Below are 15,596 nucleotides of genomic sequence, written 5' to 3' on the forward strand. Positions count from 1 at the left end.
CCCGCCGCCCCGCCGCCCCGCCGCCCCGCCGCCCCGCCGCCCCGCCGCCCCGCCCTGCATGCCCGCCGCCCGCCCTGCATGATCGCGCTAGAACATGGATGTAGTGGCATCTGGCCGCTAGGTGGCCACTACATCCTGGATCGAGCGTGACCTTGACGGGGCCGTGGGCGGGAGCGGACACGCGGGAGCCCCCGGTCCCAGCAGGGACCGGGGGCTTCGGACGTCGTCAGCTCAGCCGGCCTGCTCGGCGAGCTGGAGGAACTGCCGCTTGGAGGCGAGGGCCTGCTCGGCCTCCTTGATCCGGCGTGCGTCCCCGGCGCTCTGCGCCCGGGCCAGCCGGTCCTCGGCCTCCGCCACCTGCGCCCGCATCTGGGCGAGCAGCGGGTTGTCCTCCTTGGTGGTGCGGCGCCACGCCGAGTCCATCACGTCGCGGACCTTGTCGTCGATGGCGCGCAGCCGGCGCTCCAGCCCGGCCGCCGCCTCGCGGGGCACCCGCCCGGCCTCGTGCCACTGGGCCTGGATCTCCCGCAGCTTGGCCTGGGCGCCCTTCGGGTCGGCGTCGATGTCCAACGCCTCGGCCTCGGCGAGCAGGGCCTGCTTGCGCTCCAGGTTGCCACGCTGCTCGTTGTCCCGCGCAGAGAAGACCTCGCTGCGCCGGCTGAAGAACGCGTCCTGGGCACCCCGGAACCGTTCCCAGAGCTTCTGCTCGGCCTCCTTGGAGGCGCGCGGAGCCGCCTTCCACTGGGTCATCAGGTCCTTGAGCTGGTTTGCCGTGGCCGCCCAGTCGGTGGACTCCTGGAGCTTCTCCGCTTCGGCGACCAACTCTTCCTTGACCGTCTGCGCCTGCTTGCGCTGCGAGTCGAGGGAAGCGAAGTGGGCGCCGCGGCGGCGGGTGAAGCCGTCCCGGGCGGCGGCGAACCGCTTCCACAGCTCACCGTCGGCCTTCTTGTCGACCCCACGGATGGTCTTCCACTCGTCGAGGATCTCCTTGAGGCGGTCCCCGGCGGTCTTCCACCCGGTGGATTCGGCGGCCAGCTTCTCGGCCTCCTCGACCAGGGCGGTCTTGCGGGCCAGGGCCTCGCCGCGCGCGGCGTCCCGGGCGGCGCGCGCTTCGCCGGCCTTCTCCTCGGCGAGCGTCGCCAGCTTGTCCAGGCGTGCGGCCAGCGCGTCGATGTCGCCGACCACGTTGGCCTCGGGCAGCGTCGTGCGGATCCGTCGGATCGTGCTCAACGAGTGCCCGGCGTCCGCCGCACCCGACTTGAGCCGTGCCTCGGTCAGATCCACCTCGGTCACCAGATCGGCGAAGCGACGTGCGAAGTGTGCCAGGCCCTCCTCCGGTGCTCCCGCCTGCCAGGATCCGACCACCCGCTCGCCCTCGGTGGTCTTGACGTACACGGTGCCGTCCGCGTCCACCCGTCCGAAGGCAGTCCAGTCGCTCATGTGCCCATCCTCGTTCTCCCGGCGTCGAAGGATCGATCCCCCGTCGCCGCCACGGCGCAGCCAAGTTGCTTCCGGCATTGTCACAGGTCCAACCCGGTCCCCGTCGAGCGCCTATCGCCGACCGTGACCATACGGTGTCCTACGGACCGAATGACCGGATCGGCTCGGAGACGCACCGGGGATTCCCGCTACGGTGAACGGGTGCCACTGGTCGCCGCCGCCGTCTGCCCGCATCCGCCCCTGCTCGTGCCCGAGGTGGCCGGCTCCGCGGCCCCCGAGCTGGACGATCTGCGGGCGGCCTGTGACACCGCCGTACGCCGGCTGTTGGCCAGCGATCCGGACATCGTGGTGCTGCTGGGCACCGGCCCGCTGACCGGCCCGATCCGCACCCCGGCGAGCGGCTCCCTCCAGCCCTGGGGTGTCGACCTGAACGTGCCGCTGCTGCCCGGCCAGCCGGAGCGCGGCGCGGTGCTGCCGTTGAGCCTGACCATCGGCGCGTGGCTGCTGGCCCGCCACGACCTCCGAGCGCCGGTGACCGCCGTGCAGGTGGCCGCCGACGCCGGCCCGGCCGAGCTGGCCGCCCTCGCCGACGAGGTGGGCGCCGCGGGCGACCGGGTGGCATCGCTGGTGCTCGGGGACGGGTCGGCCTGCCGGGGCGAGAAAGCACCCGGGTACGACGACGCGCGCGCCCTCGCGTACGACCAGGGGGTTGCCGCGGCACTGGCCGACGCGGACCTGGACGCGCTGCTCGACCTCGACCCGGTGGTGTCGGCGGAGCTGAAGGCCGCCGGTCGCGCCCCCTGGCAGGTGCTCGCCGGCGCGGCCCGCGCGTCCGGCGGAGGGTGGCGCGGCGAGTTGCTGCACGACAGCGCCCCCTACGGCGTGGCCTACTTCGTGGCGTGCTGGGAGCGGATGTGAGCAGCGGCACGGTCATCGCCGTTGTCGGCCCGACGGCGGCCGGCAAGTCGGCGCTGAGCATCGCGTTGGCACACGCTCTCGACGGGGAGGTGGTCAACGCGGACTCGATGCAGCTCTACCGGGGCATGGACATCGGCACCGCCAAGCTGACGGTCGCCGAGCGGGACGGGGTCCCGCATCACCTGCTGGACATCTGGGACGTCACCGAGCCGGCGAGCGTCGCGGAGTACCAGCGACTGGCCCGCGCGGCGGTGGACGACATCCTGGCCCGGGGGCGGGTGCCGCTGTTGGTCGGTGGCTCCGGGCTATACGTGCGGGCGGTGCTGGAGCGCTTCGAGTTCCCCGGCACCGACGCCGCGCTGCGGGAGCGGCTGGAACGGGAGTTGGCCGAGGCCGGCCCTGCTCCGCTGTACGCGCGGCTGCGGGCCGCCGACCCGGTGGCCGCCGAGGGCATCCTGCCCGGCAACGGTCGGCGGATCGTGCGTGCCCTGGAGGTGATCGAGCTCACCGGCGCGCCGTTCGCCGCCTCGCTGCCGCAGCCCACGCCGTACTACCCGTCGGTGCAGCTCGGCGTCGACCTGGACACCGGCGTGCTGGATGAGCGAATCGCGCTGCGGGTGGACCGGATGTGGGCCGACGGCCTGGTGTCGGAGACCCGCGAGCTGGTGGCGCGCGGGCTGCCCGACGGGCGGACGGCGAGTCGGGCCCTCGGCTACCAGCAGGTGCTGCGCATGCTCGCCGGCGAGGTGACCGAGGCGCAGGCGCACGACGAGACGGTCCGCGCCACCCGGCGCTTCGTGCGCCGGCAGCGGTCCTGGTTCCGGCGCGACCCGCGGATCCACTGGCTGGACTCGGCGGAGCCGGACCTGATCGGGGCCGCCCTGCGTCTGGTGCCGGCCGAGACGCGATAATGGGGGCGTGGAGTTCACCAAGGGCCACGGCACCGGCAACGACTTCGTCATCCTTCCCGACCCGGATGGTCAGCTCGACCTGACCCCGGAGCTGGTCGCGGCGCTCTGCGACCGGCGTCGGGGCATCGGGGCGGACGGCGTGCTGCGGGTGGTCCGCGCGGCCAAGCACCCGGACGGCGCAGGTCAGGCCGGCGAGGCCGAGTGGTTCATGGACTACTGGAACGCCGACGGCTCGTTCGCCGAGATGTGCGGCAACGGCGCGCGGGTCTTCGTGCGCTACCTGCTCGACACCGGCTTGGCGACGCCCGCCGGCGCGGCGCTGCCGGTGGCTACCCGGGCCGGCGTCGTGCGCGCGCTGGTCGAGGGTGACGCCGTCTCCGTCGAGATGCGCCGCCCCCAGGTGTACGACGGCTCCACCGCCACCCTCGGCGAGCTGACCCTGTCCGGCACGGTGGTGGACGTCGGCAACCCGCACCTGGTCTGCGTCCTGCCGGCCGGCGTCGAGTTGTCGGCGCTGGACCTGACCGTCGCGCCCGGGTTCGACCCGACGGTGTTCCCGAGCGGGGTGAACGTGGAGTTCATCGTGGCGGGCGACCCGGTCGACGGCACCGACGGGCACACCCTGATGCGGGTGTACGAGCGGGGCAGCGCCGAAACCCTGTCCTGCGGCACCGGCGCCTGCGCGGTGGGCGCGGTGGCCCTGCGCGACGCCGGCCGGGACACCGGCGTGGTCGCCATCGACGTCCCCGGCGGCCGTCTAACGGTGACGGTCACCGAGAACTCCTGCTGGCTCTCCGGCCCCGCCGTCCTGGTGGCGAGCGGCGAGATCAGCTTGTCGGCGCTGGCGGTGTGAACAGCCGGTCGAGGTGGTAGGTCAGGATCGCCAGCGCGCTCGCGCCGTCGCGTTGACCGCCGAGCACGCTGGAGCCCAGCCCGTTGGTCAGCGCCAGTAGCCCGGCGGCGACCACGTCACAGTTCAGCTCCGGGTCGACGGTCCCGTCCTGCTGCGCCTGCCGGAGTTGTCCGGCGAGCAGCCGTTCGAGCTTGTCCGGGTACGCGGTGCCGTGCCGTTCGGCGAGGTCCGGTTCGGTGAACACCAGCGCGTAGTAGCCGGTGTAGGCCCTGGTGAGCTGGTGGCCCTCGGGGTCCGTCGGGAGGACGGCGGAGAGGGTGCCGACGACGACGGTGCGCGGGGTGACCGGACCGAGTGCCCGAATCCGTGCCTCGACGCGGGCAGTCAGCTGCTCGCCGAGATAGCCGAGCGCGGTCAACAGCAGCTCGTCCTTGGTGTGGAAGTAGTACTGCACGAGCCGTAGCGACACCCCGGCCTCGGCGGCTACCTCCCGCATGCTGGCGGACTGCAGTCCCCGGCTGCTGGCGATCCGCAGCAGCGCGTCGCCGATCTGCCGACGCCGCTGTTCATGGTCGACGCGCTTGGGCACGGTGCACTCCGTCCTGTTCCGTCAGCGGGTTTTGATGGTACGGTCGTATCATCAAACGCCGGGGGCGGAGTCATCGTGACAGTCGCACGGATCAGCGAGTTCACCAGCGATCGCACCCGCGTGCGATTCCTTGACGCGTACGAGCGGACCCGGCGTCGGGTGTGGCCCGCCGACGCGGTCGCCGCCGACCTGCCGACGAGCTTCGGACGCACCCGGGTCTACCGATTTGGGGCTGGCGCCGCAACGCCGTTCGTGCTGCTACCCGGCGCTGGCGGCAACGCACTGAGTTGGCACCCGCACGTGCGCCGTCTCGGGCGGGACCGGCCGGTGATCGCCGTCGACCCGGTTGGCGAGCCGGGCTGCTCCGTGCAATCGCTGCCCCTCGACGGCGGTCGGGACTGGGCGCGCTGGCTGTCCGAGGTCCTCGACGGGATGGGCGTGGACCGGGTGTACCTTGTCGGCTCGTCGTTCGGCGGTTGGGTGGGGGTGCAGTACTCGCGGCACTCACCCCGCCGAGTGGCTGGCCTTCTCCTCCTCGACCCGGCCGGCTTCGGCACTGTCAACGGCCGGTTCCTCGCCTGGGTGATGCTGGGCGGCCTGGTCGGCCTCGCCCCCGATCCGGTACGCCGCGGCGCGGCCCGGCTGCTGCGCAACGCGACCCTGCGTGACGACGACCTGATGGGGCTGGTCCGCGCCACCTTCGGCTTCCGCCGCCGGCACTCGGTCCCACCGGCGCTCACCGACGACGAGCTGCGTGACCTCGCGGTGCCGGTCCTGGCGCTGCTCGGCGAGCGCAGTCAGTTGTACGACGCCCGGTCGGTGGCCGACCGGATCACCAGCCTGATCCCGGGTGCCCGGTCGGAGGTCGTCCCCGGTGCGGGTCACGACCTGCCGCTGAGCCACCCGGACCTCGTTGCCGACCGCGCCGCTGACTTCGCGACCTCCACACCGCCCCACGCTTCCGCGCCGTGATCAAGAGGTTTGCGTCAGAAGCAGCGCGGTTCCTGACGCAAACCTCTTGATCACCAACGTTGGCTGTTACGGGGTGGCGCTGGCGTTTGCCGCGATCTCGGGGAGGTCCGCCGGGCCGGGGTCGGCGGCCGGGAGTGGGCTGGGGTTGTGCGCGGCGGCGCGGACGGCGGCGGCGACCGCCGGCGCGACCCGGGAGTCGAAGACGCTCGGCACGATCACCGTCGGGTTGATCTTGTCTTCACCGACCACGTCCGCGATGGCCCGGGCGGCCGCGATCGCCATCTCCTCGGTGAACTCCTCGGCGTGCGCGTCCAACATGCCGCGGAACACCCCGGGGAACGCGAGCACGTTGTTGATCTGGTTCGGCTGGTCCGAGCGGCCGGTGGCGACCACGGCGGCGTACTTGCGCGCCTCCCGCGGGTCGACCTCCGGGTCCGGGTTGGCCAGCGCGAAGACGATCGAGTCCTTCGCCATCTGCGCGATGTCCTCGCCGGTGAGCAGGTTCGGCGCGCTCACCCCGATGAACACGTCGGCGCCCCGGATCGCACCGGGCAGGTCGCCCGAGTAGTTCTCCTTGTTGGTGTTCTCCGCCAGCCACTGCCACGCCGAGTTGAGCCCGGTCAGCCCACGGTGCAGGGCGCCCTGCCGGTCGTACGCGATGATGTCGCCGACGCCCTGGCGCAGCAACAGCTTCATGATCGCGGTGCCGGCCGCGCCGGCTCCGGAGACGACCACCCGGACGTCCTCGAGTTGCTTGCCCACCACCCGCAGCGCGTTGGTCAGCGCGGCCAGCACGCAGATCGCGGTGCCGTGCTGGTCGTCGTGGAAGACCGGGATGTCCAGCGCCTCGCGCAGCCGGGCCTCGATCTCGAAGCAGCGCGGCGCGGCGATGTCCTCCAGGTTGATCCCGCCGTAGGCCGGCGCGATCGCCTTGACGATCTGCACGATCTCGTCGGTGTCCTGGGTGTCCAGCACCACCGGCCAGGCGTCCACCCCGCCGAAGCGCTTGAACAGCGCGGCCTTGCCCTCCATCACCGGCAGCGACGCGGCCGGGCCCAGGTTGCCCAGGCCGAGCACCGCCGAGCCGTCACTGACCACCGCGACGGTGTTGCGCTTGATGGTCAGTCGCCGGGCGTCGGCCGGGTTCTCGGCGATCGCCATGCAGACCCGGGCCACCCCCGGGGTGTACGCCCGGGACAGCTCGTCGCGGTTGCGCAGCGCGACCTTCGAGGTCACCTCGATCTTGCCGCCCAGGTGGAGCAGGAACGTCCGGTCCGACACCTTGCGCACGTCCACGCCGTCCAGCGCGGTCAGCGCCTCGACCACCTGGTCGGCGTGCCCGGCGTCGGCGGTGTCGCAGGTCAGGTCGACGATCACGTGGGTCGGGTCCGAGTCCACCACGTCCAGCGCCGTGACGATCGCCCCGGCCTCGCCGACGGAGGTGGTGAGCCGGCCGATCGAGGAGGCGTCCGCGGTGACGGCGATCCGGATGGTGATCGAAAATCCGGCGCTGGGCAGTCGGGTGATGGCCACGGGATCCCTCCGTAACGGCTGTGCGGCCGATCGGCCGCCGCCCGCATTTCTACCGGGTTGTCGCAGCCGACCGGCATTCGCCCCCACTTTTGGCGACCTTCACCATGGGCATATAGCAGGTGCGTTCGGCGTTGCCACATGTCAGGATTGCGTTCTACTTATCAAAACGGACAGGAGAACCGCTTGCGAGACCAGGAGAGCTTTGTCCCCGTCGAGGACGAGCTCGACGACATCACCACCGGCGAGATGGAGCTGTCGGAGCGACAGTCCCTCCGACGCGTCCCGGGCCTGTCAACCGAGCTCACCGACGTCACCGAGGTGGAATACCGCCAGCTGCGGCTGGAGCGGGTCGTCCTGGTGGGCGTCTGGACCGAAGGCACGGTCACCGACGCGGAAAACTCACTGACCGAGCTCGCCGCGCTGGCCGAGACCGCCGGCTCGCAGGTGCTCGAGGGGCTCATTCAACGTCGGACCCGACCCGACCCGGCCACGTACATCGGCCGTGGCAAGGTCGACGACCTCGGCGCGGTGGTGCTCTCCACCGGCGCCGACACGGTCATCTGTGACGGTGAGCTGTCCCCGTCGCAGCTGCGCAACCTGGAACAGCGCACCAAGGTCAAGGTCGTCGACCGCACGGCGCTGATCCTCGACATCTTCGCCCAGCACGCCAAGAGCAAGGAAGGTAAGGCGCAGGTCGAGCTGGCCCAGCTCGAATACCTGCTGCCCCGGCTGCGCGGTTGGGGTGAGACGCTCTCCCGGCAGACCGGTGGTTCCGGCCGGGGCGGCGGCGCCGGCGGCGGTGTGGGTGTTCGTGGTCCCGGTGAGACCAAGCTGGAGACCGACCGGCGGCGCATCCGTCACCGCATCTCCCGGCTGCGTCGCGAGATCAAGAGCATGAAGACGGTACGCGTGACCAAGCGCGCCCGACGCTCCCGCAACGCCGTTCCCGCGGTCGCCATCGCCGGTTACACCAACGCCGGCAAGTCCAGCCTGCTCAACCGGCTCACCGGCGCGGGCGTGCTGGTGGAGAACGCGCTCTTCGCCACGCTGGACCCGACGACCCGCAAGGCCACCGCCTCGGACGGGCGGCTCTACACCCTCTCCGACACGGTCGGGTTCGTCCGGCACCTGCCGCACCAGATCGTCGAGGCGTTCCGCTCGACGCTGGAGGAGGTCGCCGAGGCGGATCTGGTGGTGCACGTCGTCGACGGCACCCATCCGGATCCGGAGGAGCAGGTCCGGGCGGTGCATGAGGTGCTCGCCGAGGTGGGCGCGGACCGGCTGCCTGAGCTGTTGGTGGTCAACAAGACCGACGCGGCCGACGAGGACACTCTGCTGCGGCTCAAGCGGCTCTGGCCGGACGCGATCTTCGTGTCCGCGTACTCCGGGCGGGGCATGGACGAGCTGCGCGCGGCGATCGAGGAGCGGCTGCCGAGCCCGGCCGTGGAGGTCCGGGCGGTGTTGCCGTACGACCGGGGTGACCTGGTGGCTCGGGCACACCGCACGGGTGAGGTGCTCAGCACGGCGCACCTGCCGGAGGGCACCCTGCTGCATGTCCGCGTTGGCGCGGAGCTGGCGGCGGAGCTGGCGGCGTTCGACGTGGAGCGGCTGGAGCAGGTGGCCGGCAGCCGGTCCTGACCGGCCACGGCGTCATCCATCGGAAACGCGCGGCATGCGACACTGGCCGAATGCGCCGCGTTGTTTCCTCGGTCACGGTTGCCCTCGGCCTGCTTGGGGCAACCGTGGCGCTCGCCGGAGTCGCCGCAGCGGCTCCCGCCCCTGGGTCGTCCGGGCCGCCTGCCGCCAACCCTGGCCAGAAGCGGTGCACGATCGCCGACGAGCGCCTACGGGAGCTGTCCGGGCTGGTCGCCACCAAGAGCGGCTTCATCGTCATCAACGACGGCACCGACATCGCGGCACGCAAGCGGGTCTTCTTCCTCGACACCAAGTGCAAGATCTCGAAGGAGCCGGTCCGCTACTCGGGGCAGGGCCCGTTCGACACCGAAGATCTCGCCCTGTCCAAGGACGGCCGCACCCTCTGGATCGCCGACACCGGTGACAACCCCGATTCGAAGGAGCGCCGCACCCGCGTCGCGCTCTGGTCGATGCCGGTCAGCGGCGCCGAGCAGCCGACACTGCACCGGCTCTCCTACCCCGAGGGCAAACCGCACGACGCCGAGGCGCTACTGATCGCCGACGACGGCACACCGCTGATCATCACCAAGGTGACCAGCGGCAAGGCCGAGATCTACGCGCCGTCGGCGGCCCTGAAGAGCGGCGACACCGACCCGGTGCCGCTGCAGAAGGCCGGCGAGTTCACGCTGCCGAAGACCCAGACGGAGAACCCCCTCAACACGTTCGGCCGGATCGCCGTCACCGGCGCTTCCCGGACGTTGGACGGTTCCCGGGTGGTCCTGCGCACCTACGCGGACGCCTTCGAGTTCGACGTGACCGGTGGCGACATCGTGGCCGCGCTCACCACCGGCAAACCGCGGGTGACGCCGTTGGCCGACCCGTTCGGTGAGGCCATCAGCTACACCGCGGACGGGAAGGCGTTCCTCACCGTCTCCGACGCGGGCCGGTTCTCCGAGGACGAGCCGCTCGACATTCTCAGCTACACCCCGTCCACCACGACAGCCGTGCCACTGGCCCCGGAGGAGGGTGGCAAGCCGGCCTCCTCGAAATCCTGGACGGACGGGTTGAGCCTCGACGACATCACGTACATGGTCGGGGCGGTCGGGCTGATCGGCCTGCTGTTGGTCGCCGCCGGCATCTTCGGCATCGTTCGCGCCCGCCGTCGCCCGCCGACCGCCGACGAAACCGACACCTCGGAGCCGGATGGCGAGCCGTTCGGCCCGCGTGGCGGTCGTGCCGTCGACGGCTTCCCGGCCGACGACGATCGCAGAGGCGGTGTCTACGGGGGCGGCGCACCGGCCGGCGGCGCGGTCTACGGCGGTGGTGCGGGTCGCGGCGGCCCGGCCCCGGCGGGTGGCGCCGTGTACGGAGGTGGCCCCCGGCCGGCCCCGGCTGACGGTGGCTACGGTGCGCCACGACCGGACGGCGGCGGTGCCGGCGTGTACGGCGGCGGCGGCGGACGTCCCCCGGCCGGCGGTGGCGGTCGACCCCCGGTAGGCGGCGGTCGACCCCCGGCTGGTGGTGGTAGCCCACACAGTGGTGGTGGTCGTCCGCAGGGCGGTGGTCGCCCCGGCAGTGGTGTGTACGGCGGCGACGGCGGTCAGCCCGGTCGCGCGGAGCCGCCCCGGCGCGGTGCGCAGGAGCCCGACTACCGGGGTCAGCGGCCCGGCCGCCGACGCGACGACGACCCGCCCATCGACCCGTACGGGCAGTATCCCGGTGGCGGTCGTGGTCACCGGGGCGACCGTTACTGATCGGCCCTGAGGCGCCCGTCCGCCCTCTGGCGAGCGGTGCGGGTGAGCGCCGTCGGCGCCCACCCGCCGATCGGTCAGATCCGGCGTAGCACCGCCACGACCCGGCCCATGATGGTGGCGTCATCGCCGGGGATCGGGTCGAAGGCTGGGTTCTGCGGCATCAGCCAGACGTGCCCGTCGCGCCGCCGGTAGGTCTTGACGGTCGCCTCGCCGTCGAGCATCGCGGCAACGATCTCGCCGGAGTCGGCGGTCGGCTGCTGCCGGACGACCACCCAGTCGCCGTCGCAGATCGCCGCGTCGAGCATCGAGTCGCCCTTGACCTGGAGCATGAAGACCTCGCCCTCACCCACCAGCTCGCGGGGGAGCGGGAAGATGTCCTCCACGGCCTGCTCGGCGAGGATCGGCCCACCGGCGGCGATCCGACCGAGCATCGGCACGTACGCCGGGGTCGGCCGCTGTGCCCTCGACAGCTCGTCGTCGATCGCCTCGCTGGGGGCGCGGACGTCCACCGCGCGTGGCCGGTTCGGGTCGCGGCGCAGGAAGCCCTTCTTCTCCAGCTCCTTGAGCTGGTAGGCGACGCTGGACGGCGACACCAGGCCGACCGCCTCGCCGATCTCCCGGACGCTCGGCGGGTAGCCGTGTCGTTCCACCCAGGTGCGGATGAACTCCAGGATGCGGCGCTGGCGGGCGGTCAGGTCGACAGTCGCCGGGTCGGGGAAGGCGCTGACGACCGGGGTGACCGGGCGCACGGCGGGCTGGCCCGTCCGGCTGCGCGCGGCGCTGCGGCGTCGGGTGGCCGGGGGGCCCGCCTCGGTGATCTGCTGCGGGCTCTTCGGCCGGCTGGCCCGGTCCTCGGTCACGTCCGTCCTCCCTGGTCGGCGCTGGGTGCCTCGTCGGCTCGTGGTGCGTGCGGTGGTGCCACGTTGTTCATGACCGTATAGGTGAGATCAGTCATTTTCAAACATCTGTACGACCTCTCACCGGCGTGTCGGGGTGAAAAAGCGCTCCGCTCGTACGGATGTTCTGATAAATGGTACGTCAGGTAGCACTAGTGTTCGATCATGGCCCGTTTTCCGGTCCGTTTCGGCCGCCCGGCCGGTAACTCGGGCGGGGTCGTGGCGTTGGGTGTTCGGGTGTGTTGCGGAGCGTTGATGACCGGATGGTCCGTGACGCGCCGGACACGCCGGCCAACTTGACCCGGCTTCCGCAGCGACATACGGTCGACCCCTAGATGTAGTAGTGACACGGGCGTAAGTTGCCTACAGGTTGGGTCTGACTACCGACCGCACTCCCCGTAACGTCGATCACGGCGGCGTCATCCGAAGATGGCACCGTCGCGGTGAGTCGTGCCCGGGGATGTCCGGTGTGCTCGCAGTTGATCATTTTTAGGAGGTGGGCGATGCGGTGTCCGTACTGCCGGCATGCTGACTCCCGGGTGGTCGACTCGCGGGAGGCCGACGACGGCCAGCTCATCCGGCGGCGACGTTCCTGCCCGGAGTGCGGCAAGCGGTTCACCACCGTCGAGGAGGCGGTCCTCGCGGTCGTCAAGCGCAGCGGGGTGACCGAGCCGTTCAGTCGTACGAAGATCATCGGCGGGGTGCGTAAGGCGTGCCAGGGCCGGCCGGTGGACGACGACTCCCTCGCGCTGCTCGCGCAGCGTGTGGAGGAGACGGTCCGGGCCAAGGGGGCCGCCGAGATCCCCAGTCACGACGTGGGCCTGGCGATCCTGGGTCCGTTGCGCGACCTGGACGAGATCGCCTACCTGCGGTTCGCCAGCGTCTACCGCTCGTTCGACTCGCTCGCCGACTTCGAGCGCGAGATCGAGACGTTGCGGGCCGCTGCGCGAGCCCGGGAGCAGGGCCGGGCCGATGCGGTTGAGGCCGCCGGCCGTACGAGTTGAGTCTTCACAGTTTTCAAGAGATTGGGACGCGCGGTGGGGCACCGCGCAGACGAGGGGGGCGACGGCGTGACAACTAGCCGTTCACGAAGCAAGGCAGGCGCGGGGCTGAAGATCGACCGGGTGTGGACGACCGAGGGGGTCCACCCGTACGACGAGGTCTCCTGGGAGCGCCGTGACGTCGTGATGACGAACTGGCGGGACGGCTCGATCAACTTCGAGCAGCGCGGGGTGGAGTTCCCGGAGTCGTGGAGCGTCAACGCGGCGAACATCGTCACCACCAAGTACTTCCGGGGAGCGGTGGGGACCCCGGAGCGGGAGTGGTCGCTCAAGCAGTTGATCGACCGGGTGGTCACCACCTACCGCACCGCGGGCGAGGAGTACGGCTACTTCGCCAGCCCGGCCGACGCCGAGGTCTTCGCCCACGAGCTGACCTGGATGCTGCTGAACCAGGTGTTCAGCTTCAACTCGCCGGTCTGGTTCAACGTCGGCACGCTGTCGCCGCAGCAGGTCAGCGCCTGCTTCATCCTCGCGGTGGACGACTCGATGGACTCGATCCTCGACTGGTACAAGGAGGAGGGGCTGATCTTCAAGGGCGGCTCCGGCTCCGGGGTCAACCTGTCGCGCATCCGCTCGTCCCGTGAGCTGCTCTCCTCCGGCGGCAACGCCTCCGGCCCGGTCAGCTTCATGCGCGGCGCGGACGCCTCCGCCGGCACCATCAAGTCCGGCGGCGCGACCCGGCGGGCGGCCAAGATGGTCATCCTCGACGTGGACCACCCGGACATCCAGGAGTTCGTGGTCACCAAGGCGCGCGAGGAGGACAAGATCCGCGCGCTGCGCGACGCCGGGTTCGACATGGACCTCGGCGGCTCCGACATCGTCAGCGTGCAGTACCAGAACGCCAACAACTCGGTCCGGGTCTCCGACGAGTTCATGTCGGCTGTGGAGAACGGCGGCGGCTTCGACCTGCGCGGCCGGCTGGACGGCTCGGTGATCGAGACCGTCGACGCCAAGAACCTGTTCCGCGCCATTTCGCAGGCCGCCTGGGAGTGCGCCGACCCGGGCCTGCAGTACGACGACACGATCAACGACTGGCATACCTGCCCGGAGACCGGGCGGATCACCGCGTCGAACCCGTGCTCGGAGTACCTGCACCTGGACAACTCCTCGTGCAACCTGGCCTCGCTCAACCTGATGAAGTTCCTCCGCGCCGACGGTGGCTTCGAGGTGGAGAAGTTCGTCAAGTCCGTCGAGTTCGTCATCACCGCGATGGACATCTCGATCTGCTTCGCTGACTTCCCGACCGACAAGATCGGTGAGACGTCCCGGGCCTACCGGCAGCTCGGCATCGGCTACGCCAACCTCGGCGCCCTGCTGATGGCCACCGGCCTGCCGTACGACTCGGACCAGGGCCGCTCGGTCGCCGCGGCGATCACCTCGCTGATGACCGGCACCGCCTACCGCCGCTCGGCCGAGCTGGCCGGCGTCGTCGGCCCGTACGACGGCTACGCCCGCAACGCCGAGCCGCACAAGCGGGTCATGCGCAAGCACGCGGCGGCTAACGACGAGATCAAGCCGACCAGCCCGGTGGCCACCGCGATCGTCCGCGAGGCGACCAAGCAGTGGACCCAGGGCAACAAGATCGGTGATAAGAACGGCTGGCGCAACGCGCAGGCCAGCGTCCTCGCCCCGACCGGCACCATCGGCTTCATGATGGACTGCGACACGACCGGCGTGGAGCCGGACCTGGCGCTGGTCAAGTTCAAGAAGCTGGTCGGCGGCGGCTCGATGCAGATCGTCAACCAGACGGTTCCGCGCGCCCTGCGCAGCCTCGGCTACCCCGAGGAGCAGGTCGAGGCGATCATCGAGCACATCGCCGACAACGGCCACGTGGTGGACGCCCCCGGCCTCAAGCCGGAGCACTACCCGGTCTTCGACTGCGCGATGGGGGAGCGGTCGATCGCTCCGATGGGCCACGTGCGGATGATGGCGGCCATCCAGCCGTTCGTCTCCGGCGCCATCTCCAAGACGGTCAACATGCCGGAGGCGGCCACCGTCGAGGACGTCGAGAAGATCTACTTCGAGGGCTGGAAGCTCGGCCTGAAGGCGCTGGCGATCTACCGCGACAACTGCAAGGTCGGCCAGCCGCTCTCGGTGGCCAAGAACAACAAGGCCACCGAGCCGGCCGCCGTCGAGACCGCAACGGCCGCGCCGACCGCGGTGGAGAAGGTCATCGAGTACCGGCCGGTGCGCAAGCGCCTGCCGAAGAAGCGCCCGTCCGAGACGGTCAGCTTCTCCGTCGGTGGCGCCGAGGGTTACCTGACCGCGTCGTCCTACCCGGACGACGGCCTCGGTGAGGTCTTCCTCAAGATGTCCAAGCAGGGCTCGACCCTGGCCGGCGTGATGGACGCCTTCTCGGTGGCCATCAGCATCGGCCTGCAGTACGGCGTGCCGCTGGAGACGTTCGTCAGCAAGTTCACCAACATGCGCTTCGAGCCGGCCGGCATGACCGACGACCCGGACGTGCGGATGGCGGCCTCGGTGATGGACTACATCTTCCGTCGCCTGGCGCTGGACTTCCTGCCCTACGAGCGCCGCGCCGAGCTGGGCATCTTCACCGCCTCGGAGCGGGCCGCGCAGCTGCGGGCCGAGGCCGACGCGGAGGCCGCCGCCGTCACCGGTGTCGAGCTCACCGCGATGGCGTCGTCCGCGCCGGTGGAGACCCCGGCCAAGCCGGAGGCCGTCGCCCAGCCGGCCCAGGAGATGGCCGACGTGGCCGCCGCCAAGCCGGCCCCGAGCGTGGGTTCCAGCACCGAACTGCTGGAGGCCGTGATCGGCAAGGCCGCCGACGCACCGCTCTGCTTCACCTGCGGTACGAAGATGCGCCCCGCCGGTAGCTGCTACGTCTGCGAGGGCTGCGGCTCCACCAGCGGCTGCAGCTGACGTACGCGAAACGCGCTGTCCCGGCTTCCCTTCTGGGAGGCCGGGGCAGCGCCGTTTCCAGGCTCTTCCATGCCCGGGGGCGTGCAGAGGTAAGCGCCCGGCCAGCGGCTATGAGCGTGCATTCTCACCGAGTCTCGGGTGTCGGTGCTTG

Annotated in this window: 12 protein-coding genes; 8 read left to right on the top strand and 4 right to left on the bottom strand. The window is 71.1% G+C overall.

Features of this window, described 5'->3' with window-relative positions:
* Positions 1 to 231 precede the first annotated feature (231 nt).
* Positions 232 to 1,440 carry a DUF349 domain-containing protein gene (locus tag V6U86_RS31785; RefSeq protein ID WP_334509915.1) on the bottom strand — a complete coding sequence of 403 codons (1,209 nt, stop codon included), beginning with the start codon at positions 1,438 to 1,440 and terminating at the stop codon, positions 232 to 234.
* A gap of 150 nt (positions 1,441 to 1,590) precedes the next feature.
* Here V6U86_RS31785 and V6U86_RS31790 point away from each other — a divergent pair, with 150 nt between their 5' ends.
* Genes V6U86_RS31790 through dapF form a run of 3 tightly spaced genes read left to right on the top strand, consistent with a single transcriptional unit; the run spans position 1,591 to position 4,122 of the window.
* On the top strand, positions 1,591 to 2,358 hold the full coding sequence (locus V6U86_RS31790) for a hypothetical protein (protein ID WP_334509917.1): 768 nt from the start codon (positions 1,591 to 1,593) through the stop codon (positions 2,356 to 2,358).
* On the top strand, positions 2,340 to 3,269 hold the full coding sequence (miaA, locus tag V6U86_RS31795) for a tRNA (adenosine(37)-N6)-dimethylallyltransferase MiaA (RefSeq protein ID WP_334509919.1): 930 nt from the start codon (positions 2,340 to 2,342) through the stop codon (positions 3,267 to 3,269). The genes V6U86_RS31790 and miaA overlap by 19 nt, the downstream gene beginning before the upstream one ends.
* Positions 3,270 to 3,276: 7 nt before the next feature.
* Positions 3,277 to 4,122 carry a diaminopimelate epimerase gene (dapF, locus tag V6U86_RS31800; protein WP_334509921.1) on the top strand — a complete coding sequence of 282 codons (846 nt, stop codon included), beginning with the start codon at positions 3,277 to 3,279 and terminating at the stop codon, positions 4,120 to 4,122.
* Here dapF and V6U86_RS31805 read toward each other — a convergent pair.
* Entirely contained in the window at positions 4,097 to 4,711 is a 615-nt protein-coding gene (locus tag V6U86_RS31805) for a TetR/AcrR family transcriptional regulator (protein WP_334509923.1), read from the bottom strand. The genes dapF and V6U86_RS31805 overlap by 26 nt on opposite strands.
* 75 nt (positions 4,712 to 4,786) lie before the next feature.
* On the opposite strand from V6U86_RS31805, the gene V6U86_RS31810 reads away from it, so the two are divergent.
* Positions 4,787 to 5,683 (top strand): alpha/beta fold hydrolase, encoded by an 897-nt coding sequence (locus tag V6U86_RS31810; protein WP_334509925.1) that lies wholly within the window; start codon positions 4,787 to 4,789, stop codon positions 5,681 to 5,683.
* 66 nt (positions 5,684 to 5,749) lie between these two features.
* On the opposite strand, the gene V6U86_RS31815 is transcribed toward V6U86_RS31810, so the two are convergent.
* On the bottom strand, positions 5,750 to 7,216 hold the full coding sequence (locus V6U86_RS31815) for an NAD-dependent malic enzyme (RefSeq protein ID WP_334509927.1): 1,467 nt from the start codon (positions 7,214 to 7,216) through the stop codon (positions 5,750 to 5,752).
* 183 nt (positions 7,217 to 7,399) lie between these two features.
* Here V6U86_RS31815 and hflX point away from each other — a divergent pair, with 183 nt between their 5' ends.
* Together hflX and V6U86_RS31825 are read left to right on the top strand one after the other, a co-directional pair.
* The gene (gene hflX, locus V6U86_RS31820; protein WP_334509929.1) at positions 7,400 to 8,854 is read left to right on the top strand and encodes a GTPase HflX; all 1,455 of its coding nucleotides are present in this window, start codon (positions 7,400 to 7,402) and stop codon (positions 8,852 to 8,854) included.
* A 50-nt stretch (positions 8,855 to 8,904) separates the two neighbouring features.
* Positions 8,905 to 10,605: a hypothetical protein gene (locus V6U86_RS31825; RefSeq protein ID WP_334509931.1), complete on the top strand. Its 1,701-nt coding sequence runs from the start codon at positions 8,905 to 8,907 to the stop codon at positions 10,603 to 10,605.
* 74 nt (positions 10,606 to 10,679) lie between these two features.
* Here V6U86_RS31825 and lexA read toward each other — a convergent pair whose 3' ends face one another.
* The gene (lexA, locus tag V6U86_RS31830) at positions 10,680 to 11,465 is read right to left on the bottom strand and encodes a transcriptional repressor LexA (protein WP_091400540.1); all 786 of its coding nucleotides are present in this window, start codon (positions 11,463 to 11,465) and stop codon (positions 10,680 to 10,682) included.
* 539 nt (positions 11,466 to 12,004) lie between these two features.
* Between lexA and nrdR the strand changes: the two genes are divergently transcribed.
* Positions 12,005 to 12,505 carry a transcriptional regulator NrdR gene (nrdR, locus tag V6U86_RS31835; RefSeq protein WP_091400542.1) on the top strand — a complete coding sequence of 167 codons (501 nt, stop codon included), beginning with the start codon at positions 12,005 to 12,007 and terminating at the stop codon, positions 12,503 to 12,505.
* Between the two features lie 33 nt (positions 12,506 to 12,538).
* Positions 12,539 to 15,445 (top strand): vitamin B12-dependent ribonucleotide reductase, encoded by a 2,907-nt coding sequence (locus V6U86_RS31840; protein ID WP_334509941.1) that lies wholly within the window; start codon positions 12,539 to 12,541, stop codon positions 15,443 to 15,445.
* Positions 15,446 to 15,596 lie beyond the last annotated feature (151 nt).

The sequence above is a fragment of the Micromonospora sp. CPCC 205558 genome (assembly GCF_036902955.1).
Classification (GTDB): Bacteria; Actinomycetota; Actinomycetes; order Mycobacteriales; family Micromonosporaceae; genus Micromonospora.

Coding starts and splice junctions, on each gene's coding strand:
- V6U86_RS31785 (WP_334509915.1), bottom strand. CDS start 1,440: ATGAGCGACTGGACTGCCTTCGGACGGGTGGACGCGGACGGCACCGTG.
- V6U86_RS31790 (WP_334509917.1), top strand. CDS start 1,591: ATGACCGGATCGGCTCGGAGACGCACCGGGGATTCCCGCTACGGTGAA.
- V6U86_RS31825 (WP_334509931.1), top strand. CDS start 8,905: ATGCGCCGCGTTGTTTCCTCGGTCACGGTTGCCCTCGGCCTGCTTGGG.
- nrdR (WP_091400542.1), top strand. CDS start 12,005: ATGCGGTGTCCGTACTGCCGGCATGCTGACTCCCGGGTGGTCGACTCG.